This is a genomic window from Bradyrhizobium sp. SZCCHNRI1009, assembly GCF_032487575.1.
GTDB lineage: Bacteria > Pseudomonadota > Alphaproteobacteria > Rhizobiales > Xanthobacteraceae > Bradyrhizobium.
On record NZ_JAUEUL010000001.1, the window covers coordinates 611,266 to 633,719 of the forward strand.

Here is a 22,454-nt window from a genome sequence, read left to right on the forward strand (position 1 = left end):
GGATGCTGTCCGTCCTTGCCGACCGTACCTATCGTCATCTGTTCGCCGCGCAGGTGATCGCGCTGGTCGGGACCGGCCTGATGACGGTCGCGCTGGGACTTCTGGCCTTCCGCATCGCCGGGGAGAACGCCGGTGCCGTGCTGGGCACCGCGCTCGCCATCAAGATGATCGCCTACGTGATGGTTGCGCCGGTGGTCGGCGGCCTCGCGGGCCGATTGCCGCGTCGCGCCTTCCTGGTCTCGATGGATGTCACCCGGGCGGCCGTCGCCGTCGCGCTGCCCTTCATCGATCGGGTCTGGCAGGTCTACCTGCTCATCTTCGTTCTGCAGTCGGCCTCGGCGGCGTTTACGCCGACGTTCCAGGCGACCATTCCAGATGTGCTGCCGGACGAGCATGCCTATACCCGTGCCCTGTCGCTGTCGCGCCTCGCCTACGATTTGGAGAGCCTGCTGAGCCCTACGCTGGCGGCCGCGCTGCTCACGCTCGTCACCTTCAATTGGCTGTTCCTGGGAACGGTGATCGGTTTCTTCTGCTCTGCGGCACTCGTGGTGTCTGTCAGCATTCCGCAGCCGCCAGCGCGGCAAGCGCGCGGCTTCTATGACGATACGACCCGCGGGATGCGCATCTATCTCGGCACGCCGCGCCTGCGCGGCCTGCTGGCGCTGAACCTCTCCGTAGCTGCCGCAGGATCGATGGTGTTCGTGAACACCGTCGTCCTGGTCAAGGGAATGATGGCGGGCGGCGACGGCGACGTGGCCCTTGCGCTGGCGTGCTTTGGCGGCGGCTCGATGATCGCTGCGCTGCTGCTGCCGCGTCTGCTCGATCGGCTTCCGGACCGGAGAATTATGCTCGTGTCCGCGGCGATGCTGGCTGGGGTGCTCATCGTCTTTACGGTGGCTTTTTGGTCGCGGCCGGCGAACGAACCTCTCAAATACGCTGTGCTGGCGACATGGACGCTGCTGGGCGTTGGCTACTCGGCGGTGCTGACGCCGTCCGGTCGCCTGCTGCGCCGGTCAGCTTCCGCGGCGGATAGGCCCGCGGTGTTTGCGGCTCAGTTTGCACTGTCGCATGTCTGTTGGCTGATCACCTACCCGCTGGCCGGCTGGCTCGGCGCGACGGCTGGACTCACGACCACGTTGTTCGCGCTCGCCAGCCTGACGCTCGCCGGTGCGGCCTTGGCCTCCACAGTCTGGCCGGCGGCGGATCTGGACGTGGTGGCTCATGTTCATCCGGATCTATCCACCGAGCATCCCCATATCCGCGACGACAATGGCGCGCACGCCCATCCCGTGGTCATCAACGATCTGCATCCGAGGTGGCCGTGACCTCGGGGGGCGAACTCAGGAACTGGACAGCTGTGCGGCCACTCCAGTCAACTCGACCAACTGCCGGTGACGCCAAATTCCTCGGTAAGTCGGGTGAGTGGTTTGTCCCAGACCATCTGATAGAGTTCTTCTCGAGTGACTCGGCGCGCTTGCAAGGGCGTTGGGCATTCCATTGCTGTTTCGATCTTGCTTGCGCCGATACGATAGCTGCGAGCTCTATAGCCAAGCCCAAGATCTAGACCCTCTCCTAACCAGCTATGTGAACGGCCACAACTTCCTTGCATCCGCGGCCCCAATCGCAAGCTTCAAGGTCTAGCGGAGCGTCTTTGCTCGACCCTTCCAGCAGGTGCGCTTTCGGGAGTCGAGAGCAACGCGACAATCGATCGCTGAAATTTATCGTGTGCCCAGATTGTGCCCCGGCCAAATTGGGGCACATCGTTAGGGAAACGGTCTTCTAAGCTGTTGAAATGTTTGGCTTAATGGTGGGCGCACAAGGGATCGAACCTTGGACCTCTCCCGTGTGAAGGGAACGCTCTCCCGCTGAGCTATGCGCCCGGTTGCCGGTGGCGGTCGTGGCTGTGAGCCAGCGAGGCGCCCGAAGCAGTCCGTCGGAGCCCGCGATTTACGAAGCGCGGGCAGGGGGTGTCAAGGATTTGCGGCGGAGATGGCGAGGAAAACTGCTGGTGCGCGCCGGGCTGTCCTCGATCGGGGCCGAAACCGGCCCCATGGCGTGCCGGCTTCCATGCTGAACTGAGGGGCAGATCCGCCGCGCACTCCGCGCCCCGCTGGCCCGTTCTCAGGCCCCGATCTGCCTTGCCCGCGAGGCGTGCGACTGCAGCGCGCGGATGCGGTCGGCCAGGGTGCCGCCCTGGGGCGCACCGCCGGCCGCGGCAGCCGGCGCCGCGGCGACGCCATTGGCGTTGGCGGGCTTGGCAGGGGCCGGTTCGGCGGCCAGCATGGCCTCGATGGTCGAGTTCGGGCCCTCGATCTGCATCGCGAGCTTGGCGACCTCGGCGGCGATGTCGTTGATGCGCTCGCGCAGCAGCGCGTTCTCCATCCGCTCCTGGGCCCAGGTGCTCTCGGCCTGCTGCTGGATGGCGTTCATCTCGCGCTGCAGCTTGGTGCGCTCGTCGCGGGCGGCCTGGAGCTGCTGTTCGAGGGCGGCCTTCTCGGATTTGAGCCGCTCGAACGCGGCCGACTTGCCGCTGCCCATGCCGGCCAGCTCCTCGCGCAGCTCCTTCAAGGCGCGGTCGGCGGCCACGTTGGCCTCGCGCAACTGGTTGTTCTCGAAGTCGCGCTCGGCGAGCAGCTTGCCCTGGGTCGACAGCCGGCCCTCGAGGTCGGCGACGCGCGTCGCCAGCATCTCGGCTTCCTTGACCTGGACGATCAGCTGGCGGTCGAGCTCGGTGACGCGCTGGCTGAGATTCTCGACCCGCGCGCGGGCGTCGTTGAGCGCCTTGGTCGCGGTGTCGGATTCGTCGCGCTCCAGCGCGAGGCGGGCCTGGGTCGCGGAGAATTCCTTCTCGGCGTCGGAGACGCGGCTGCGCAGCTCCTCGACCTGGGTCCTGACCGAGACCAGTTCGACCTGGCGGCTGTCGGCGAGCAGCGCCTTGTCGTTGAGCTCGGCTGTCAGGCGCACCTGCTCGGCCTGCTTCTCCTTCAGCGCCTGCTCGGCGGCGCGCAGCGCCTCGGTCTTGGCGGCGAATTCTTCCTCGGTGGCGCGGAGCTGGTCCTTGAGCGCCTTCTCGCGCGCCTCCAGCGCAAAGATCGCGGCGTTCTTCTCGCCGAGCTCGATCTTCATGCGGTTGATGGCGTCGGTCTTCTTGCCGAGGTCGGCGAGCTGGCCGGTGGCCTTGTTCTTGAGCGCGTCGACGCTCATCTCCAACCGCCGCGCCGACATCGCGAACTCCGCGCGCAGCTGGTCCTTGTCGGCCTGGATCTCGGCCATCGACAGCGGCGTCGCCGCCTCGAGCCGTCGCGTCGTCAGCCGCACCGCACGATTGTGCACCAGCGGCACGACCATGAGGGCACAGAGCATGGCGATCAGAAAACCGATCGCAAAATACATGATCGGCTCGACCATGACGCACAACTCCCGATCCGAAATGATTAACGGAATCACAATGCACGGCGGGCTGATTCATTGCCAGCCCAATGCCGTGTTAACCTTGATCCGTCACGGGAGAACGTGTCCTGGCGGTATCAGCCAGCGCCGTCAGAACGGGTTCCAGGTCGCGCTCGGCGTGAACTTGAGGTAGCCGACATTGGCGCCGAGCCGCAGGCCGATGCCGGACCTGATCGGCACCAGCACGATGTTGTTGGCGGTCAGCGCCGTCATGCCGAAGCCGCCGACGATGTAGGCCGAGCCGTCGATGCCGACGAAGCGCTGATAGATCGCGCTGGTGGCCGGCAGATTGTAGACCAAGGTCATGGTGCGGGCGCCGTCGCCGCCCCAGTCGAAGCCCAGCGAGGGGCCCTGCCAATAGACGCGGAGGTCGCCGGCGTTCTTGGTGTAGAGCGTGCCTTCGCCGTAACGGAGACCTGCGACGAAGGCACCGGCGCCTTCCTCGCCCAGGATGTAGCCGTTCGGCAGGCCCCATTGGCTGACGGCGCGCTCGATCACCGAGGCGAGGCCACGCGAGACGTTGCCGAAGAAGCGGTGGCCGGCATTGACCAGCTCGTCCGGATTGAAGCTGTCCGGGCTGGGCGCAGGGCGCGGCGGCGGTGCGGGCTGCTGATACGGCGGCGCGGCCTGGTAGGGCGGCGCGGCAGGCGGGGGCGCCTGCTGCGCGGCGACCGACGCGGTCATGGCCAGCACGGCCGCGAGCGTCGTGGCGGCAAGGCGGGATGCGAAACTCATCGATGGAAATCCCCTGCTATCGGCTGCCCGAGCCTCGCCTTAACCTGACGCCAACCACATCGGGCGATTGTCGGGCGAGGGGCGATGCCCCTGCGACTCCCATGTTATCGGCACCAACTATGACCGCACAACGGCAACAACCGCCCCAGACCGGGTCAAAGTCGCTGTTTCGCCTTGTAATTGCCGCCATCACGCTCGCCGCGCTGCCGCCGGTCGGCGCGCCGGCGGCCACGACGCAGCGCATCATCTCCGACCGCTTCAGCGGGCTGGCGATCGACGGCTTCGATCCTGTTTCCTATTTCGTGGATGGCAAGGCCATGCCGGGGCTGCCGGATTTCGAGGCGTCCCAGGGCGGGGTGGTCTGGCGGTTTCGCAACGAGGGCAATCGCGCCTCGTTCCTGGCCCATCCGGAGGTCTACGGCCCGCAATTCGGCGGCTATGACCCGACCGACGTGGCTCGCGGCGTGACGGTGGCCGGCAACCCGCGCTTCTTCGTCGTGGTCGAGGAACGGCTGTTCCTGTTCAACCGTGAGGAGAGCCGCGACGCTTTCGCGGCCGACCCGGGCCGCTATCTGCCGCGTGCGGAGGCCCGTTGGCCGGCGCTCGAGGACGACCTGCCGCAATAGCGCGGCAGGGCTGTCTCACACCTTCACCGCAGCCGGGTCGCCCCAGGCGATGAAGGACGGCACGATGAAGCCGTCGGGGCGCTCGCCATAGCGCAACGGCGCGCCGGTCTCGCTGGTGACGGTGCCGCCGGCGGCTACGACCACGGCATGGCCTGCCGCCACGTCCCATTCCGACGTCGGGCCGAGCCGCGGATAGATGTCGGCCAGACCTTCGGCGAGCCGGCCGAACTTCACGGCCGAGCCGAGCGGCAGGCGCACGGCGCCCGGTCGCGCCGCAATGAAGGCTTCGGTGCGGGCATCGCCATGCGACCGGCTGACCGCGGCGACCCATGCCGCGCCTTGCGGCGGCATCGGCCGGGTGCGGATCGGCTCGGCGGCCGCCAGACCCGCCTCCGTGAACGACAGCCGCTCGGCGCCACGGCCGACCAGCCCGCGCCAGATCTGGCCGATGGCCGGCGCGCAGACGATGCCGAGCAGCGGGCTGCCGCCGGTGACCAGCGCCAGATTGACCGTGAACTCGCCGCGCCCGGCGACGAACTCCTTGGTGCCGTCGAGCGGATCGATCAGGAAGAAGCTGCCCTTGAACGGTCCTGCGCTGGCTCCGACCCGCTCCTCCGACAGCGCGGGAATCGCCGGCGCCAGCCGGGCCAGCCCCTCGGCAATGACCCGGTCGGCGGCGAGATCGGCCTCGGTGACCGGCGAGCCGTCGGATTTGTCGGTGACGGCCATGGCGCGGCGGTTGACGGCGAGGATCGCGTGGGCCGCCTCGACGACGAGCTCCGTCAGGGGTGCCATCAGCGCCGCGGCGGCCTCGACCTCGACGGTTCCTGCAGTCGGTGCCGTCGTCATTGCGCGGTGCTCCTTCCGGCCGGTCCGTACGCAGCTTGCATCATCGTATCCCTGTTCTGGCGCCCGGCGCATCCGGGTACGGCCGTTCGCATGGTCGTTGAGCCGCCGCTGCCGGGAAGACCGCTACGTACTTTCCCGTGTCCCGCGTTCAGTCCGGTGGCGGTCCCTGCTTTCGCAGTGTATCAAGCGTTAACGCAAGCATGATTCGCCCAGGTTCGCGGATTTCAGGAACATCGAATGTCCGGCACGTCCTCTCCCGAGATCGCCAATCCGATTCCCGCTCCCGATACGCTCGAACTTGCCGCTCTGCTCTGCTCGAAGGTCTGCCACGACCTGATTAGTCCGGTCGGCGCCATCGTCAACGGGCTCGAGGTGCTCGACGACAATCCGAAGCCGGAGGATCGCGACTTCGCGCTGGAGCTGATCCGCAAGAGCGCCAAGACGGCGTCGGCCCGGCTGCAATTCTGCCGCCTCGCCTTTGGTGCGGCCGGCTCGGCGGGCGCGCAGATCGATCTCGGCGACGCCCAGACCATGGCGCGCGGCCACATCGAGGACGCCAAGACCTCGATCACCTGGAATCTGCCGCGGCTGCTATTGCCCAAGAACCGGGTCAAGCTGCTGCTCAACATGATGGTGGTGGCGCAGCAGACGATCCCGCGCGGCGGCATGCTGACCGTCGACCCGATCGGCGATGGCGAGACCATGAGCTTCCGCGTCGCCGCCACCGGCCTCAATGCCCGGCTGCCGCAGAACATCGTCAATCTGCTCGGTGGCGACCTGCAATCGACCATCGATGCCCACGCGGTGCAGCCCTACTACACCCGACTGCTCGCCGATGCCTGCGGCCTCAAGGTGACGCTCGCCGCCGACGGCAATGCGATGGTCGTGCAGGCGGCCTGATCGGGCGGACGTCCTGCCGCGCCGGTGCTGCGACCTCTTGTCGTGGGACAGGCGCAAGAATCCGTTCACCACGGTTAATCAAGCCTTGCCGATGTGTCCGAATTCGTCCGGATGCATCTTATCTCTTTGTTGAGTCCGTTCATTTGCGCTTACTCAACTAATATTAAACGCTTTGCACCGAAACTGGCCACGGTTTGAAGGGCGCGTCATGTCGCGTTCCGTTGCGTGCGAAGGCCAGTTTCATGGATGACCTGTTGCGTGAGTTCCTGACGGAGACCAGCGAGAGCCTGGATACCGTCGACAATCAATTGGTGCGGTTCGAGCAGGAGCCGAACAACGCCAAGATCCTCGATAACATCTTCCGGCTGGTGCACACGATCAAGGGGACCTGCGGTTTCCTCGGCCTGCCGCGGCTCGAGGCGCTGGCGCATGCCGCCGAAACCCTGATGGGCAAATTCCGCGACGGCATGCCGGTCACCGGCGAGGCCGTGACGCTGATCCTCACCACCATCGACCGCATCAAGGACATCCTGGGACAGCTCGAGGCCAACGAGGCCGAGCCCGAGGGCGAGGACCGCGACCTCATCAGCGAGCTCGAAGCCATGGTCGAGCGCGGCATGGCGGCCATGGCCGCCGGCGAGGCCGCGCCACCGCTCGCGCCCGCGCCGCCCGCACCGCCGCCAGCCCCCGCGGTAACGCACGGCTCGCTGATCGACCAGACGCTGGAGCGTCCGCTGCGTCCGGGCGAGGTGTCGCTCGACGAGCTGGAGCGCGCCTTCCGCGAGACCGCGATCGAGATGCCGCCCGCGCATGAGAAGGCGCCTGAGCCCAAACCCGCTGCCCCGGCGCCGGTCGCCAAGGCCGGGCCTGCCAAGGCGGAAGCAGAGGCCAAGGCCGAGCCGAAGAAGGCGGCGCGGCCGAAGGCCAATGCCGACGGCGAGGTGCACGAGAACGACAAGGTCGCCAACCAGTCGATCCGCGTCAACGTCGACACGCTCGAACATCTGATGACGATGGTCTCCGAGCTGGTGCTGACGCGCAACCAGCTGCTCGAGATCGCCCGCCGCAACGAGGATACCGAGTTCAAGGTGCCACTGCAGCGGCTGTCCAACGTCACCGCCGAGCTGCAGGAGGGCGTCATGAAGACGCGCATGCAGCCGATCGGCAATGCCTGGCAGAAGCTGCCGCGCATCGTCCGCGATCTCGCGACCGAACTCGGCAAGCAGATCGAGCTCGAGATGCACGGCGCCGACACCGAGCTCGACCGCCAGGTGCTCGACCTGATCAAGGACCCGCTCACCCACATGGTGCGCAACTCCGCCGATCACGGCCTGGAGACGATGGCCGAGCGCGCCGCGGCCGGCAAGGCCGAGCAGGGCACCATCCGGCTCTCCGCCTATCATGAAGGCGGCCATATCATCATCTGCATCGCCGACAACGGCCGCGGCCTCAACACCGAGCGCATCAAGGCCAAGGCCTTGGCGAACGGCCTCGTCACCGAGGCCGAGCTCGAGAAGATGACGGAAGCGCAGATCCACAAGTTCATCTTCGAGCCGGGCTTCTCGACCGCGGCCGCCGTCACCTCGGTCTCGGGCCGCGGCGTCGGCATGGACGTGGTGCGCACCAACATCGACCAGATCGGCGGCACCATCGACATCAAGTCGGTGGTCGGCGAGGGCACCTCGGTCACCATCAAGATCCCGCTGACGCTCGCGATCGTCTCGGCGCTGATCGTCGAAGCCGGCGGCGACCGCTTCGCGATCCCGCAGCTGTCGGTCGTCGAGCTGGTGCGCGCGCGCGCCAACTCCGAGCACCGCATCGAGCGCATCAAGGACACTGCGGTCTTGCGCCTGCGCAACAAGCTCTTGCCGCTGATGCATCTGAAGAAGCTCCTGAAGATCGACGACGGCTCGTCGACCGATCCGGAGAACGGCTTCATCGTGGTGACGCAGGTCGGCAACCAGACCTTCGGCATCGTGGTGGACTGCGTGTTCCACACCGAGGAAATCGTGGTCAAGCCGATGTCGACCAAGCTGCGTCACATCGACATGTTCTCGGGCAACACGATCCTGGGCGACGGCGCCGTGATCATGATCATCGATCCGAACGGCATTGCGAAAGCGCTCGGCGCCGCCGGCTCGGCCTCGCAGGCGGTGTCCGACGAGCACGCCGCGCATCACGCCATCGGCGGCGAGCAGCTCACCTCGCTCTTGGTGTTCCGGGCCGGGACGGCGCAGCCCAAGGCGGTGCCGCTGGCGCTGGTCACGCGGCTCGAGGAGATCGCGGCCGACAAGATCGAGATCTCCAACGGCCGCTACATGGTGCAGTACCGCGACCAGCTGATGCCCTTGGTGCAGATGGAAGGCGTGTCGGTGCAGACGTCAGGCTCGCAGCCGATCCTGGTGTTCGCCGACGAGACCCGCGCGATGGGCCTCGTGGTCGACGAGATCATCGACATCGTCGAGGAGCGGCTCAACATCCAGGTCTCCGGCGCCAAGGACGGCATCCTCGGCTCGGCGGTGATCAAGGGCCAGGCGACCGAGGTGATCGACGTCGGCCACTTCCTGCCGATGGCGTTCGCCGACTGGTTCATCCGCAAGGAGATGGCCACCGAGTCGCAGACGCAGTCGGTGCTGCTGGTCGACGACTCGCCGTTCTTCCGCAACATGCTGGCGCCGGTGTTGAAGTCGGCCGGCTACAAGGTGCGCACCGCGGCCTCGGCGCTCGAGGGCCTCGCCACGCTGCGCTCCGGGCACAGCTTCGACATCGTCGTCACCGACATCGAGATGCCGGAGATGAACGGCTTCGAGTTCACCGAGGCGATCCGCGCCGACCAGAACCTGAACCAGATGCCGGTCATCGCGGTGTCGTCGCTGGTGTCGCCGGCGGCGATCGAGCGCGGCCGCCAGGCGGGGCTCTACGACTACATCGCCAAGTTCGACCGGCCCGGCCTGATCGCGGCGCTGAAGGAACAGATCGAGGAACGGGCCCGCGCCGAAGCCAACCGGCGGGCCGCGTGACAGCAAGCGGACAGGAGTAGCGTGCGATGAGCAGCAAGATCGAAACCACCGAGGGCGCCGCCGTCGAATACGTCACCGCGATGATCGGCGGCCAGCTGTTCGGCCTGCCGATCTCCCGGGTCCAGGACGTGTTCATGCCGGAGCGGGTGACGCGGGTGCCGCTGTCATCGGCGGAGATCGCAGGCGTCCTGAACCTGCGCGGCCGCATCGTGACCGTCGTCGACATGCGGGCGCGGCTCGGCCTTGCCCGCGCCGAGGACGGCAAGCCGCCGATGGCGGTCGGCGTCGATCTGCGCGGCGAGTCCTATGGTCTCCTGATCGACCAGATCGGCGAGGTGCTGCGGCTGCCCGAGGAAGGCCGGGAGGAGAACCCCGTCAACCTCGACCCGCGCATGGCGAAGCTTGCCGGCGGCGTGCACCGCCTCGACGGCCAGCTGATGGTCATTCTCGACGTCGATCGCGTGCTCGAGCTCGCCGCCGACAAGATGGCGGCCTGAACACTGCAACGTGAGGGCAGCGGCGCATCAGGCGTCGTTGCATTGGACCCTGATCTCGTGAGGCTGAAATGAGAACTTGTCTGGTAGTTGACGATTCCAGCGTCATTCGAAAGGTGGCGCGACGCATTCTGGAAGGTCTGGATTTCCAGATCGTAGAAGCGGAGGACGGCGAGCAGGCGCTGGAGATCTGCAAGCGGGGCCTCCCGGATGCGGTGCTGCTCGACTGGAACATGCCCGTCATGGACGGCTACGAGTTCCTCGGCAACCTCCGACGCATGCCGGGCGGCGACGCGCCGAAGGTGGTGTTCTGCACGACCGAGAACGATGTCGCGCACATCGCGCGCGCGCTGCACGCCGGGGCCAACGAGTACATCATGAAGCCCTTCGACAAGGACATCGTGACCGCGAAGTTTCAGGAAGTCGGGCTGATCTGATCTCCGTTGCGTGCGTCGGTCCCGTGGTCATCCGGGCTTGCCGTCACCCCGTGCCTCTGTCCTGTTGGTGAACTATGAGCGTCGCGTTGGCCAGTTCTTCGATCCCAAGTTCGACCAGGCAGGAACCTCTCCGGGTGATGGTCGTGGACGATTCCGTGGTCATCCGCGGCATGATCTCGCGTTGGATCGCGTCTGAGCCCGACATGGTCGTGGCGGCGTCGCTGCGCACCGGCCTCGAAGCCGTGAACCAGATCGATCGCGTCAATCCCGACGTCGCCGTGCTCGACATCGAGATGCCCGAGCTCGACGGCATCGCCGCCCTGCCGAAGCTGCTTGCCAAGAAGAAGAACCTCGCCGTCATCATGGCGTCGACGCTGACCCGCCGCAACGCGGAGATCAGCTTCAAGGCGCTGTCGCTCGGCGCGGCCGACTACATCCCGAAGCCCGAGAGCACGCGCGAGGCCTCGGCGGCCGACAATTTCCACTACGATCTGATTCAGAAGATCCGCAATCTCGGCGCCAAGGCGCGCCGCGCCGCTCCCGCTCCGCATGCGCCGGCCGCCTCGCCGATCGTCCCGCAAGTCCAGGGGCTCCGGCCTGCGCCCACGGCGCGGCCGATGGTCGCCCCCGTGGCGCCCGCCGTGCCGACCCAGCTGGCGCGCCGCTCATTCAGCTCGCAGATGCCGAAGGTGCTGCTGATCGGATCGTCGACCGGCGGCCCGCAGGCGCTGATGTCGCTGGTGACCGAGCTCGGCCCCGTGATCGATCGCTTTCCGGTGCTGATCACCCAGCACATGCCGCCGACCTTCACCACCATCCTCGCCGAGCATCTGGCGCGCTCGAGCCGCCGGCCGGCCCACGAGGCCGTCGACGGTGAAGTGGTGAAGCCGGGTCAGATCTACCTTGCCCCCGGCGGCCGCCACATGCGTGTGGCGCGTCATGGCGCCGATGTGGTGATCGCGCTCGACAACGGTCCTCCGGTCAATTTCTGCAAGCCCGCCGTCGATCCCTTGTTCATGTCGGCGATCGAGGTCTGGCAGGGCTCGACCCTGGCCGTGATCCTCACCGGCATGGGATCCGACGGCATGCGCGGCGGCAAGGACATCGTCGCCGCCGGTGGCAGCGTGATCGCGCAGGACGAGGCGACCAGCGTGGTCTGGGGCATGCCGGGCGCGGCCGCCAATGCCGGCATCTGCGCGGCCGTCCTTCCCTTGAATCAGATTGGACCGAAGCTGGTTCGTCTGTTTGCTGGAGACCGTTCGTGACACCCCTGGACTATGAGTTCTTGCGTAAGGTCCTGAAGGATCGCTCCGGCCTCGATCTGTCGGCCGATAAGCAGTACCTGGTCGAAAGCCGGTTGCTGCCGCTGGCCCGCCGCTCCAACCTGCCGGGCATCACGGAGCTGGTGCAGAAGATCAAGAGCGGCGCGGAGCAGCTCACGACGCAGGTGGTCGAGGCGATGACCACCAACGAGACGTTCTTCTTTCGCGACAAGATTCCGTTCGATCATCTCCGTGAGGGCATCCTGCCGGCGCTGATCCAGTCGCGCGCCAATCGCCGTTCCCTGCGCATCTGGTCGGCCGCCTGCTCGACCGGACAGGAGCCGTATTCGATCGCGATGTGCCTGCGGGAGCATGGCGCGGCGCTGGCCGGCTGGCGCATCGAGATCATCGCCACCGACCTGTCGCAGGAGGTGCTGGAGAAATCGAAGGCCGGCCTCTACAGCCAGTTCGAGGTGCAGCGTGGATTGCCGATCCAGCTGCTGGTGAAATATTTCACGCAGCTCGGCGAGCTCTGGCAGCTCAGCGCCGACATCCGCGGCATGGTCCAGCATCGCCAGCTCAATCTGCTGCAGGACTTCTCGCATCTCGGCAAGTTCGACATCATCTTCTGCCGCAACGTGCTGATCTATTTCGATCAGGACACCAAGGCCTCGATCTTCGAGCGGATGGCCAAGGTGATGGAGCCGGACGGCACGCTGTTGCTGGGAGCCGCCGAATCGGTCGTCGGCATCACCGACGCGTTCCGGCCCAACCAGGAGCGGCGGGGTCTGTACCAGATCAATCCGGTGCGCAGCCCGCGCGGCGGCGCGGCGCTGCTGCCCGGCCTCAAGGTGGTTGCGGCGCGCTGAGGCCGGCCAGTACCGTCTATGACCGGGGTGCTTCGACCGGTCGGGCGGCCGGCCGTTCCGTCCCGCGTGCGTCCGTCCCGCGCGGGCGGCCAGCCGTTTCTGCGCCCGCAGGCCGCCTTTCGGAGCAAATCTCGCCGGCCCCATGGAACTTTTAGGTTCCCGACGCGTTTACTCGCCTTGGTGCGGGCTCATGCGTGTTGAATTGATGGCGGGGGATTGGATGAAAACGAGTGTGCGTCCTCGAATCGTGACGCGGGATCTCCCTGTCATCGCCAAATCGCCGACCGGGATCGACGGCCTCGACGAGGTCACCTTCGGTGGCCTGCCGCAAGGGCGGCCGACGCTGCTGTGCGGCGCGGCCGGCTGCGGCAAGACGTTGTTCGCGATGACGTTTCTCTATAATGGCGCAGTCGCCTATGACGAGCCGGGCGTGTTCATCGCGTTCGAGGAGCAGCCCGAGGACCTGATCAAGAACGTCGGCTCGCTCAGCTACGACATCGACAGGCTGATCGAGCAGAAGAAGATCGTGGTCGACCACATTCATCTCGATCGCAACGAGATCGAAGAGGCCGGCGACTACGATCTCGACGGCCTGTTCATCCGCATCGGCTTCGCGATCGATTCGATCGGCGCCAAGCGCGTCGTGATCGATACGATCGAGACCCTGTTCGGCGGCCTCGACAACCAGGCGGTGCTGCGCTCCGAGTTGCGCCGGCTGTTCGAATGGCTGAAGAGCAAGGGCGTCACCGCCATCATCACCGGCGAGCGCGGTGACGGTACGCTGACGCGCTACGGCCTCGAGGAATACGTCGCCGACTGCGTCATCCTGCTCGACAACCGCGTGCACGATCAGCTCTCGACCCGCCGGCTGCGCGTCGTGAAGTATCGCGGCACGGCGCATGGCACCAACGAATATCCCTTCATCATCGACCAGGAAGGCATCACGGTGATGCCGATCACCTCGTCGGGCCTCGCGCATGATGCGTGGACCGATCGGGTGTCGACCGGCATCGCCGATCTCGACGAGATGCTCGAAGGCCAGGGCTACTACAAGGGGTCGAGCATCCTGATCTCGGGCATGGCCGGCTCGGGCAAGTCGACGGTGTCGGCACACTTTGCCAATTCGATCTGCAAGAGCGGGCAACGCTGCATCTATTTCGCGCTGGAGGAATCCCCGCAGCAGATCATCCGCAACATGAAGTCGGTCGGTCTCGACTTGCAGCAATGGGTCGATCGCGGCCTGCTGCGGTTCTCGGCGCGGCGCCCCAATCTGTACGGCCTGGAAACGCATCTCGCCGCGATGCATCGCGAGGTCAAGGAGTTCGATCCCGCCGCCGTCGTGGTCGATCCCATCTCGGCGCTCATGGGCGCCGGCGTCGCCGGCGACGTGCATTCGATGACGTTGCGCCTCATCGATTTCCTGAAGGCGCGCGGCGTGACGGCGCTGTTCACCAATCTCGGCGCCGGCAGCGCGGAGACGGCGACGACCGAGATGCAGATCTCGTCGCTCACCGACACCTGGCTGCTGCTCTACAATCGCGAGAGCAACGGCGAGCACAACCGCCAGCTCTATCTGCTGAAGTCGCGCGGCATGGCGCATTCCAACCAGGTCCGCGAATTCCTCATGAGTGCCGACGGCATCTCGCTGCGCGAGGTCTATGTCGGCCCGGAGGGCGTGCTCACGGGATCGGCCAGGGTGGCGCAGGAGGCGCGAGATCGCGTAGAGCGCCTGCTGCGCACGCAGGATACGGAACGCCGCACGCGCGAGATCGAACGTCGCCGCCGCGACCTCGCGGCTCAGATCGAAACGCTCAAGGCTCAGCTGGCCAACGAGGAGAGCGAGATGGAGCTCATCAGTCTGGAAGGCGCTGCCCGCGAGGATCAGCGCGCAGCCGCTCGCCTAGCGCAGATCGAGAGCCGTTCGTCCAGGCCTGGTCCGAGCTCCCCAGCCAACCCGCTGACATCCAGCAAATGACGGCGGCTCCGATGGAACAGGACGGCTACAATCTCCGGCTCTATGTCGCCGGTCAGACGCCGAAATCGCTGGCGGCGCTCGCCAACCTCAAGAAGCTGTGCGAGACGCATCTGCCGGGGCGCTACACCATCGAGGTGATCGACCTGATGAAGGATCCGGCCCTCGCGCAACGAGACCAGATCGTCGCAATCCCGACCTTGATCCGTCAACTGCCCGAGCCCCTCAAGCGAATCATCGGCGATCTCTCCAATGCGGAGAAGGTGCTGGTTGGTCTGGACATCGCACCGAGCTGAACGGAGGACGCGTGGCATCAACAGACGCGATGCAGGCGGGACGGCCGCGTAACGAGGCGGAAGAGACGGTCGAGGCCATTCATCGCGGCAACGTCGATGCCGTGGTGGTGCAGGGCCCGACCGGACCCCAGGTCATCATGCTGCAGGGCGCGGACGCGCCCTATCATGTGCTGGTCGAGCGCATGAGCGACGGCGCGCTGACGCTCGATGCCGACGGCTGCATCGTCTATGTCAATTCCAGGCTGTGCGCGCTGACCGGCCTCGGCGTACAGCAATTGGTGGGACGCAGCTTTGCCTCGCTGTTTGCGGGAGCGGTGCCCGAGCAGCGCGCCGACGATGCGGCAACCGATGCTCAACTGTGCCGCGCTGACGGCGGCCAGCTGCCGGTGTCGGTGTGGATGCGCCAGATGGCGATGGGCGGCGTCGTCGCCACGCTCGTGACGCTGACCGACATGTCGATTCAACGGCGCGCCGAGGAGGTCGCCAATGCCGAGCGCTTCGCGCGCTCGATCCTGGAACAGGCGACCGATGCGGTGGTGGTGCTGGCGCTCGACGGCCGGATCACCCATGCGAGCTGGGTCGCCGAGCAGCTTGCCGAGCGGCCGCCGGTCGGCCAGTTGTTTTCTGAGGCGTTCCCGCTCGATGGGCAGAGCGCCAGCCAGCAAGGCACGTTGACGCGCTTCTCGCGCGAGAGTCTCGATCAGGCGCTGGCGACCAAGCCCTTCCATGGCGTCGAGGTCGCCTTGCGCAATGCTCAGGCGTCGGGACGGTCGTTCCTGCTGTCGGGCGGGCCCCTGGTGAACGATCTCAAGGAGACGGTCGGCTCGATCGTCACCCTCACCGACATCACCGAACGCAAGCGCGCGGAAGAGCAGCAGACCGTGCTGGTCGCCGAGCTCAACCACCGGGTGAAGAACATCCTGGCGATCGTGCAGTCGGTGGCGGGGCAGACCTTGCGGACCTCACCGTCGCTGCCGGCCTTCAACAAGGCGTTCTCCGGGCGCATCCAGGCGGTCTCGATCGCGCATGACATCCTGACGCAGACCCGCTGGATCGGCATCGGGCTGAACGAGCTGCTCACGACCGTGCTGGCGCCCTACGGCATCGGCGAAGGGCGGATCGCCATCGACGGCCAGCCGGTTCTGCTGGAGGCACGGCTCGTGCTGCCGCTCTCGATGGTGCTGCACGAGCTGGCGACCAATGCCTCCAAATATGGCGCGTTGTCCGCCCCCCACGGCCAGGTCACGATCTCCTGGCGCCTGCGCGACGATCGCCGCCGGCTCGAGCTGGTCTGGCTGGAGCGCGGCGGACCGCTGATCGAAGGCGGCGGCGCGCGGGGCTTCGGCACCACGCTGATCGACCGCGTCGTCCGCTTCGATCTCGATGGCGAAGCTCTGCTGGATTTCGAGCCCGCCGGAATTCGCTGCTCGCTGACCTTTGCGCTGACCGCGGAGACGACCCCCGAACATCTGCCGGCATCGGCCGTGCAGCCGGACTGATGACCTGAGCGGTCGCGTCCGGATCCCTGCCTCAGCGCGCGGTCGGAATCGAGCCTGGCGCCTTGCGGCGCCATACATCGTGATCCCTTTCCGTCGCCTCACGCGCGGCGCGCGCAGCTCGACGCAGCCAGCCGGAACCGCGCTTCCCGAGGTCCGCCGCGATCTCGGCGCCGGCGCGGCGGCCGGCGGCATGGATGGAGGCGAGGTCGGTGCCCATGCCGCGCAGGAGCTCGAGCTTGAGATCGGCACCGGCCTCCTTGCCGAGATCGATCTTGCGCGAGTCCGCAGACAGGCGCCGGACCACGTAGTCCCCGTCGTTGGTTCTGTGAACGTGCAGGAATGGATCGGGTGCGCGATAGGTCCCGGTCGACAGCGCGACGAATCTGTGCGGCGGCGCCGGCTTCGGCTGCGTCCCGCTCTTCGTCCTGTTCTCCGTCCTGTTCTTGGCCCAGGTCCAGGCCGAAGGGACCAGCGCCTTGGCCTCGCGGACGATGCGGCCGCCGCGCCATGTCGCGACGACGACGTAGCGCGGACGTCCGCGGCTGCCGCCGCCGGCGAAGCGGCGGAAGAACGCTGCAGTCTCCACCTGTTCCGGAAGGCTGGCGGTGAGCAGCTTCCGCACCGCGGCTGGAATCGCATCGGCGGCCGCGAGGCCGTCGATCTCCTCCCAGAATGCGCGGCGGCAATCATCCGAGCATTTGACGTAGCGCCTGATCCAGATCTCGTGCTCGTCGAGCAGCGCCGGCCGCGGGTTCTCGAGACCGTCGCGATAGCCTTGGAGAATCGCGTCCGCGGCGTCGCGGCTGTCGATTGCCATGTCGGGCGCGAGCTCGATGCTGGTCGTGAGCCGGACCAGGTCGAAGGCGTAGGGCATCCTCGCGGCCTCGTCGAAATCGTTGACACCCCACACCCAGCGCCCGTCGGCGTCGCGCCACGTGCCGAAATTCTCCAGATGGATGTCGCCGACGCACAGCGCGACCGGAGCCTCGGCCAGCTCCGGGCAGATCTCCTCGATGCGCCGCGCCCAGCGATAGTAGCTGGCGCGCAGCAGGGCGAACGGCGACTTTCGCATGCGCCGGTGCTTGGTGAGGAGGTCGTCCTCGATCACCTTGCATTGGCTGCGAAGCCAGGCCTCGTAGGCCATGGTATCCTCGATGATGGACACGCGATGCCTCCCGATGCACGGGGCGTGAGCGAAGCGTTATGAGTTGCGTTGACGGCGAACGAACGTGGCCTCGCACATCGCGCGCAGCGCGCGCTCGTCGAACGGCTTGGCGAGCCGGGCCAGGCCGCGGAACTCCGGCGGAAACAGCGTCGCGTCGTCATAGCCGGAGGTGATGACGATCCTGAGCTCGCGCGCGATCAGCTGCGGCAGCACGGCGAAGATCTGCTCGCCGCGCAGGTTGACGTCGAGCAGCGCGCCGTCCAGGCCGCCGCGCTCGGCCTCGCGCAGCACGTCGCCGACGCGCGAGACGGGACCGACCACCTCGCAGCCGAACCCCTGCAACACCGTTTCCAGCTCGAGCGCGATCAGGCCCTCGTCCTCGGCGACCAGGATGCGCAAGCCTTCGAGTTCGGTCTTGTCCGTCGCCATGCCTCGTCCCGGCCATGCGCGCCCAATCGCGCAGGGAATTCGCCCTCGGTCCTATCTAATGCTCTCGACCGGCGTGTCGAGGCGTTTTCGCCGGCTGTCGTTAATATCCTACAGGATGGCGTGGGGCAAAAAGCGCGAGCGGTTGCCGGTGATCGGGCTCGTGTCCTCGCGGATCGACAGGCCGCAGGGCTGATGGTCGACGAGCCAGCTGCCGATCACCGGGAACACGCCGCCGAAATCCGGCAGCGGCGCCAGCGCCTGGCGGATGAAGCCTTCGGCGCCGTAGGGCCCGTCCTGCGCCGAGACGGCGACGCCGTCGGACACCAGGCTGACATTGGCGCCCTCGCGCGAATAGATCGGCTTGCGCACGAAGCTCGGGCCGAGGCTGGCGGCCTTCGGATCTCCCTCGAAATAGGCCGGCAGCAGGTTGGGATGGCCTTCGTGCATCTGCCAGAGCAGCGGCAGGATGCCCTTGTTGGACAGGATGGCCTTCCATGGCGGTTCGATCCATTGCGTCGGTGCCTGCGCGAGCTTGGCGCCGAACGCATCGCGAAACATCCATTCCCAGGGATACAGCTTGAAGGCGAGCGCGATGTCGCCGTCCTCGAGATCGACGAAGCCGCCGCCGGTGTCGCGCCAGCCGATGTCGGCGACGTCAAGGATGGTTGTCGTCAGGCCTCCTTGGGCTGCCGTGTCGGCCAGATAGGCCAGGGTCGTGGCGTCCTCGGCGTTGGCGGTCAGCCCGGCCAGATGCACGCGGCGCCGCTTGCCGAGGGCGCGCCAGCGCTCGATCAGGCGCTCATGGATCGAGTTGTACTGGTCCGCGCGCCCCGGCAGGATGCGGCGCTCGATCGCCTGCTCGAGCCAGGTCCATTGGAAGACCGCGGCCTCGAAGATCGAGGTCGGCGTGTCGGCATTGTATTCGAGCAGCTTCGCCGGCGTACGGCCGCCCTGATAGCTGAGGTCGAACCGCCCATAGAGGCTGCCGTCCCTCCGGCGCCAGCTCTCCGCCAGCAGCGGCCAGACCGCTTGCGGGATCTTCAGCCGGCGCAGCAGCGCCTCGTCGCCGACGACGCGCGCGACCAGCGCGAGGCACATCTGCTCGAGCTCGGCCGTCGGCTCCTCGATGCCGAGCTCGATCTCGGCGATCGTGAATGCGTAGTAGGCGCGCTCGTCCCAATAGCGCTCGCCGTCGAGTTCGTAGAAGTCGAATCCGCATCGTGCCGCGGTCTCGCGCCAGTCGTCACGCTCGGGACAGGGGATGCGCTGCATCGGCGTCAGCCCAATGCAACAGCGAACAAGGCAACAGGGAATATGCCGTGTCCGTTGCAGCAGGGCGCAGCACGGCCGCGGCCGCCATCGATGATGCGGCCATGATCACGCCCGCGCGGTCCCGGCGCCGTCCCGCGCCGGTGACCACGCGATCGCTTGCCAGCAAGATGATGCAAGGCGGCGGCGGTCACCGCGGCCCTGATCGTCGCCCGCACCACCCGGTGCGGACGTTGCATCGGATCATTTCCGATGAGTCGGTAGGCCAGTTTTTTATGATTTTGAGTCTGTGTCAAAGATCCGAATCCAAGATAGCAGCATGAACGCGGTGTTTTCACGGCGCCGGCGCGACGAAAATCAGCCGCCGCCTCCGAGGCCGTGCCCGAACGAGCCGAAGCCGCCGCGCGAGACATGGGTGGAGGAGGCCTCGGCGACATGGCCCGAGCCGCTGCTTCTGGAATCACCGTCGCTGCTGGAGAATCCCCAGCGGCCGGAGCCGCTGCCGCCGCTGCTCGAGCGGCGTGTCGTGCATTCGCCGGTCTGCGGCTGGCCGGCCATCGTCGGCGTCTCGGCGCCTGGCTGCGGGCAGCTCTGCTGCCGCGGCATCAGCGCATAGGCCGTGCTGCCGACGGCGAGCGTGCCCATCAAGAGCAGCGCAACATGGCCGGAGCGCTTCACCGGCGGCGTCGCGGGCGGGGGCGGCATCGGCCGGCGCTTGCCGAATTCGCGGCGTTTCTCGGCCATGGTCAGATGATCATCGAGGCGGCGTTCAGCGCGCCGGCGGAAAGCGATGCGAGACCGAGCCAGATCGCCGAAGCCAGCTCGCCGGCGACGATGCGCTGGGCGAGATCCGGCACCGGAATGCGGACGAGGTAGTAGACGATCACCTGGACGATCAGCGCGACCAGCGCCCAGATCAGGCAGTCCAGCACGTTGGCGGAATGGGCGATGGCGCTGACCAGCGGCAGGGTGAAGCCGAGCAGGCTGAGGCCGAGCGCGATCGCGGCCGAGGGGTGATTGTCCCGGATCAGCTGGAATTCATTGTAGGGCGTGACGCGGGTGTAGACGAACAGGTAGGCCGTCACCGCGGCCAGCGCGGTACAGAAGTACACCAGAAAGGCCGGCAGGCCGGCGAGCGATTGCAGGATCATGATCGGGCCAGGCGTGAGGAGCTCTCATCTGTCGCGATGCCAGCATGCCCGGTTCGACGTGAACAAAGTCTATCCGCCCTTCGCCTGGTCCTGCCTGGCCTGGTCCAGCATCTGCAGCACCGAATCCCCGGTCTTGCGGGTGTGCTCGGAGAGCGCCTGCGCGAAGCCGGCGCCGTCTCGTGCCCGCAGCAACGCCATGAAGGCCTCGTGCTCCCGGATCGACTCGTCCCAGCGCCGCGCATCGTAATTGGCCACGGCGCGGGCGCGGAAGACGCTCGCGTGCAGCGTGCTCCACATGTTGAGCAGCACGGCGTTGCCGGCGAGCCTGGTGATCTCGGCATGGATCTGCTGGTTGAGCCGGAAATAGGCGGCGCGCTCGGCGGCACGATGCAGCGCCACCAGCTCGGCATGTAGGGCGTCGAGCCTGGCAAGGTCGTCCGCCGTCGCACGCGCGGCCGCGGCGCGGCCCGCGGCGGCATCGAGCGACACCATCACGTCGAAGATCTCGGCAATCTCGTTTGCGTTGATCGGCGTCACCACGGGCGTGCGATGCGGCCGCAGCTCGATGAGGCCTTCGGCGGCGAGGATCTTGAAGGCCTCGCGCAGCGGCGTGCGCGACACGCCGAAGGTCTCGCACAGCATGCGCTCGGGCAAGGCAGCGCCGGCGGCGAGCTCGCCGTCCACGATCATCTCGCGCACCCTGGCGACGACCTGATCGTGCAGCGACAGCCGCTCGAGCGGCCGCTTGGAGTGGTCGGACGACAGCTTCAGCCGGGCCGGCTTGAAGCGCGTCTTCAGTCTGGGCCGGGGTGCCGGTGGGGTCATGGGGGCGCGGCTGCTCCGCTGCGAGATGCCTGAAATTCGGGCGATGCGCCCGCGGATCAGGCAGGTTCTTCAAAATTGGAGTGTCATTACATACTGATTTTATTGCATAAAATCAACATTGCATATCGCATCCAGTTGGCACGTCGCTTGCTGATGAGAGCCCAAGCCATGAGAGACAAGCCCGTGGATCGACCTGCCCTGGAGATGGATGTGAAACGTTTCGTGCTGCTCATTCTTGCCCTGTTGGCGCTGCCCTCGCTCAGCTTCGCCGACGACGCCCCCAAGATCAAACTCGGCTACGCCAAATGCGCGCATTGCACGCCGATGTCGCTGACGCCGCAATTCGCGGAGGGCGTCGCGATCGATGCCGTCAGCTTCAACACCGGCACGGACGCGCTGACCGCCCTGGTGTCGAAGAATATCGACGTCGCGCAGGTGACCTATCTGCACTACGCCATCGCGCTCGACAAAGGCTTCGACGTCGTCGCCATCTCCGGCCAGGTCAATGGCGGCTCGGCGATGCTGCTCGCCAACGACATCGAGATTCCGCAGGGCGACTGGAGCGCCTTGAAGGCGCTGATCGCCAAGTACAAGGCCGACGGCAAGCCGTTCCGCGTCGCCGCCTCGCGCGGCAATGCGCAGGACATCCACATGCGCGGCGCCTTCGCCAAGCAGGGCATCGACATCAACAAGGACGTGCAGTTCGTCAACATCCCCAATCCGTCCGATCATCTGCAGGCGCTGCGCCGCGGCGAGGTCGAGCTGATCTGCACCGTCGAGCCGTTCGCCACCCAGATCATGCAGGCCAAGGCGGCGAAGTTCTTCGGCTTCCCCTATGATCAGGCCGCCGGCAAGCTGACTAATTTGATCCTGACCCGCTCCGACGTCATCGCCTCCAATCCGAAGGCGCTCGAAGGCGTGGTGCGCGCGGTGGTCAAGGTCGACGCGCACATCGCCGCCGACAAGCCGGCGCTGATCGAGGTGATCTCCAAGGTCACCGGCCTCGACAAGGCGATCGCCACCGGCGCGGTCGAAAACCTCGATCCCGATCCGAAGATGTACCGCGCCTCGGCGCTCGCGATCGCATCGATGATGCGCGACCTGAAATACATCAACTCGGACGTCACGGCCGCCGTCGAGAAGAATCTCGACTACCGCTTCCTGGAAGCGGCCACCGGCAAGCCGAAGACCGAGCTCGGCTACTGA

At 66.7% G+C, this 22,454-nt stretch carries 21 protein-coding genes and 1 tRNA gene; 12 read left to right on the forward strand and 10 right to left on the reverse strand.

Annotation, left to right across the window (positions count from 1 at the left end; genetic code table 11):
* Positions 1-2 precede the first annotated feature (2 nt).
* Positions 3-1,325: an MFS transporter gene (locus tag QX010_RS02805; RefSeq protein WP_316177467.1), complete on the forward strand. Its 1,323-nt coding sequence runs from the start codon at positions 3-5 to the stop codon at positions 1,323-1,325.
* 480 nt (positions 1,326-1,805) lie between these two features.
* On the opposite strand, the gene QX010_RS02810 is transcribed toward QX010_RS02805, so the two are convergent.
* The 3 genes from QX010_RS02810 to QX010_RS02820 form a co-directional block, all read right to left on the reverse strand.
* Positions 1,806-1,880: transfer RNA gene (locus QX010_RS02810), tRNA-Val, on the reverse strand.
* 241 nt (positions 1,881-2,121) lie between these two features.
* Entirely contained in the window at positions 2,122-3,408 is a 1,287-nt protein-coding gene (locus QX010_RS02815; protein WP_316177469.1) for a hypothetical protein, read from the reverse strand.
* Between the two features lie 132 nt (positions 3,409-3,540).
* Positions 3,541-4,185 (reverse strand): DUF1134 domain-containing protein, encoded by a 645-nt coding sequence (locus tag QX010_RS02820; RefSeq protein WP_316177471.1) that lies wholly within the window; start codon positions 4,183-4,185, stop codon positions 3,541-3,543.
* 119 nt (positions 4,186-4,304) lie between these two features.
* Between QX010_RS02820 and QX010_RS02825 the strand changes: the two genes are divergently transcribed.
* Positions 4,305-4,811, forward strand: a complete 507-nt coding sequence (locus QX010_RS02825) for a YHS domain-containing (seleno)protein (protein ID WP_315803214.1) — start codon at positions 4,305-4,307, stop codon at positions 4,809-4,811.
* Positions 4,812-4,826: 15 nt separating this feature from the next.
* On the opposite strand, the gene cysQ is transcribed toward QX010_RS02825, so the two are convergent.
* A complete protein-coding gene (gene cysQ / locus QX010_RS02830) occupies positions 4,827-5,660 on the reverse strand; it encodes a 3'(2'),5'-bisphosphate nucleotidase CysQ (RefSeq protein WP_315803215.1) in 834 nt (277 codons plus the stop codon).
* Positions 5,661-5,897: 237 nt separating this feature from the next.
* Between cysQ and chpT the strand changes: the two genes are divergently transcribed.
* The 9 genes from chpT (at position 5,898) to QX010_RS02875 (ending at position 16,409) form a co-directional block, all read left to right on the forward strand.
* The gene (gene chpT / locus QX010_RS02835; protein ID WP_316177473.1) at positions 5,898-6,560 is read left to right on the forward strand and encodes a histidine phosphotransferase ChpT; all 663 of its coding nucleotides are present in this window, start codon (positions 5,898-5,900) and stop codon (positions 6,558-6,560) included.
* A 242-nt stretch (positions 6,561-6,802) separates the two neighbouring features.
* On the forward strand, positions 6,803-9,580 hold the full coding sequence (locus QX010_RS02840; protein WP_316177474.1) for a hybrid sensor histidine kinase/response regulator: 2,778 nt from the start codon (positions 6,803-6,805) through the stop codon (positions 9,578-9,580).
* A gap of 26 nt (positions 9,581-9,606) precedes the next feature.
* Positions 9,607-10,077, forward strand: coding sequence for a chemotaxis protein CheW (locus tag QX010_RS02845; RefSeq protein ID WP_315714012.1), 471 nt, complete (start codon positions 9,607-9,609; stop codon positions 10,075-10,077).
* Positions 10,078-10,145: 68 nt separating this feature from the next.
* Positions 10,146-10,511, forward strand: a complete 366-nt coding sequence (locus tag QX010_RS02850; protein WP_006613312.1) for a PleD family two-component system response regulator — start codon at positions 10,146-10,148, stop codon at positions 10,509-10,511.
* A gap of 74 nt (positions 10,512-10,585) precedes the next feature.
* Positions 10,586-11,776 carry a chemotaxis response regulator protein-glutamate methylesterase gene (locus QX010_RS02855; protein WP_316177476.1) on the forward strand — a complete coding sequence of 397 codons (1,191 nt, stop codon included), beginning with the start codon at positions 10,586-10,588 and terminating at the stop codon, positions 11,774-11,776.
* Positions 11,773-12,642 carry a protein-glutamate O-methyltransferase CheR gene (locus QX010_RS02860; RefSeq protein WP_316177478.1) on the forward strand — a complete coding sequence of 290 codons (870 nt, stop codon included), beginning with the start codon at positions 11,773-11,775 and terminating at the stop codon, positions 12,640-12,642. The genes QX010_RS02855 and QX010_RS02860 overlap by 4 nt, the downstream gene beginning before the upstream one ends.
* Positions 12,643-12,862: 220 nt before the next feature.
* Entirely contained in the window at positions 12,863-14,617 is a 1,755-nt protein-coding gene (kaiC, locus tag QX010_RS02865; protein WP_316177480.1) for a circadian clock protein KaiC, read from the forward strand.
* Positions 14,614-14,910 (forward strand): circadian clock KaiB family protein, encoded by a 297-nt coding sequence (locus QX010_RS02870; protein ID WP_012046401.1) that lies wholly within the window; start codon positions 14,614-14,616, stop codon positions 14,908-14,910. Before kaiC ends, QX010_RS02870 begins: the two co-directional genes overlap by 4 nt.
* A gap of 11 nt (positions 14,911-14,921) precedes the next feature.
* Positions 14,922-16,409 (forward strand): HWE histidine kinase domain-containing protein, encoded by a 1,488-nt coding sequence (locus QX010_RS02875; protein WP_316177482.1) that lies wholly within the window; start codon positions 14,922-14,924, stop codon positions 16,407-16,409.
* 31 nt (positions 16,410-16,440) lie between these two features.
* Here the strand turns inward: QX010_RS02875 and QX010_RS02880 are convergent, their stop codons facing one another.
* The 6 genes from QX010_RS02880 to QX010_RS02905 all read right to left on the reverse strand — a co-directional run bounded on the left by QX010_RS02880 (position 16,441) and on the right by QX010_RS02905 (position 21,248).
* On the reverse strand, positions 16,441-17,574 hold the full coding sequence (locus tag QX010_RS02880) for a DUF2252 family protein (protein ID WP_316177484.1): 1,134 nt from the start codon (positions 17,572-17,574) through the stop codon (positions 16,441-16,443).
* A 36-nt stretch (positions 17,575-17,610) separates the two neighbouring features.
* Positions 17,611-18,003 (reverse strand): hypothetical protein, encoded by a 393-nt coding sequence (locus tag QX010_RS02885; RefSeq protein WP_315803222.1) that lies wholly within the window; start codon positions 18,001-18,003, stop codon positions 17,611-17,613.
* Positions 18,004-18,111: 108 nt separating this feature from the next.
* Positions 18,112-19,275: a glutathionylspermidine synthase family protein gene (locus QX010_RS02890; RefSeq protein WP_316177487.1), complete on the reverse strand. Its 1,164-nt coding sequence runs from the start codon at positions 19,273-19,275 to the stop codon at positions 18,112-18,114.
* 354 nt (positions 19,276-19,629) lie between these two features.
* Complete coding sequence (locus QX010_RS02895; RefSeq protein ID WP_316177489.1) at positions 19,630-20,016, reverse strand: hypothetical protein; 387 nt, start codon at positions 20,014-20,016, stop codon at positions 19,630-19,632.
* Between the two features lie 2 nt (positions 20,017-20,018).
* The gene (locus tag QX010_RS02900) at positions 20,019-20,423 is read right to left on the reverse strand and encodes a DUF350 domain-containing protein (protein ID WP_316169364.1); all 405 of its coding nucleotides are present in this window, start codon (positions 20,421-20,423) and stop codon (positions 20,019-20,021) included.
* 69 nt (positions 20,424-20,492) lie between these two features.
* The gene (locus QX010_RS02905) at positions 20,493-21,248 is read right to left on the reverse strand and encodes a GntR family transcriptional regulator (RefSeq protein WP_316177490.1); all 756 of its coding nucleotides are present in this window, start codon (positions 21,246-21,248) and stop codon (positions 20,493-20,495) included.
* Between the two features lie 204 nt (positions 21,249-21,452).
* Between QX010_RS02905 and QX010_RS02910 the strand changes: the two genes are divergently transcribed.
* On the forward strand, positions 21,453-22,454 hold the full coding sequence (locus QX010_RS02910) for an ABC transporter substrate-binding protein (protein ID WP_316177666.1): 1,002 nt from the start codon (positions 21,453-21,455) through the stop codon (positions 22,452-22,454).

Excerpts from the sequence above, each read along its gene's own strand:
- QX010_RS02805 (WP_316177467.1), top strand. The coding sequence starts at position 3 with ATGCTGTCCGTCCTTGCCGACCGTACCTATCGTCATCTGTTCGCCGCG.
- QX010_RS02815 (WP_316177469.1), bottom strand. The coding sequence starts at position 3,408 with ATGGTCGAGCCGATCATGTATTTTGCGATCGGTTTTCTGATCGCCATG.
- QX010_RS02820 (WP_316177471.1), bottom strand. The coding sequence starts at position 4,185 with ATGAGTTTCGCATCCCGCCTTGCCGCCACGACGCTCGCGGCCGTGCTG.
- QX010_RS02825 (WP_315803214.1), top strand. The coding sequence starts at position 4,305 with ATGACCGCACAACGGCAACAACCGCCCCAGACCGGGTCAAAGTCGCTG.
- cysQ (WP_315803215.1), bottom strand. The coding sequence starts at position 5,660 with ATGACGACGGCACCGACTGCAGGAACCGTCGAGGTCGAGGCCGCCGCG.
- chpT (WP_316177473.1), top strand. The coding sequence starts at position 5,898 with ATGTCCGGCACGTCCTCTCCCGAGATCGCCAATCCGATTCCCGCTCCC.
- QX010_RS02840 (WP_316177474.1), top strand. The coding sequence starts at position 6,803 with ATGGATGACCTGTTGCGTGAGTTCCTGACGGAGACCAGCGAGAGCCTG.
- QX010_RS02845 (WP_315714012.1), top strand. The coding sequence starts at position 9,607 with ATGAGCAGCAAGATCGAAACCACCGAGGGCGCCGCCGTCGAATACGTC.
- QX010_RS02850 (WP_006613312.1), top strand. The coding sequence starts at position 10,146 with ATGAGAACTTGTCTGGTAGTTGACGATTCCAGCGTCATTCGAAAGGTG.
- QX010_RS02855 (WP_316177476.1), top strand. The coding sequence starts at position 10,586 with ATGAGCGTCGCGTTGGCCAGTTCTTCGATCCCAAGTTCGACCAGGCAG.
- kaiC (WP_316177480.1), top strand. The coding sequence starts at position 12,863 with ATGAAAACGAGTGTGCGTCCTCGAATCGTGACGCGGGATCTCCCTGTC.
- QX010_RS02870 (WP_012046401.1), top strand. The coding sequence starts at position 14,614 with ATGACGGCGGCTCCGATGGAACAGGACGGCTACAATCTCCGGCTCTAT.
- QX010_RS02885 (WP_315803222.1), bottom strand. The coding sequence starts at position 18,003 with ATGGCGACGGACAAGACCGAACTCGAAGGCTTGCGCATCCTGGTCGCC.
- QX010_RS02890 (WP_316177487.1), bottom strand. The coding sequence starts at position 19,275 with ATGCAGCGCATCCCCTGTCCCGAGCGTGACGACTGGCGCGAGACCGCG.
- QX010_RS02895 (WP_316177489.1), bottom strand. The coding sequence starts at position 20,016 with ATGGCCGAGAAACGCCGCGAATTCGGCAAGCGCCGGCCGATGCCGCCC.
- QX010_RS02900 (WP_316169364.1), bottom strand. The coding sequence starts at position 20,423 with ATGATCCTGCAATCGCTCGCCGGCCTGCCGGCCTTTCTGGTGTACTTC.
- QX010_RS02905 (WP_316177490.1), bottom strand. The coding sequence starts at position 21,248 with ATGACCCCACCGGCACCCCGGCCCAGACTGAAGACGCGCTTCAAGCCG.
- QX010_RS02910 (WP_316177666.1), top strand. The coding sequence starts at position 21,453 with ATGGATGTGAAACGTTTCGTGCTGCTCATTCTTGCCCTGTTGGCGCTG.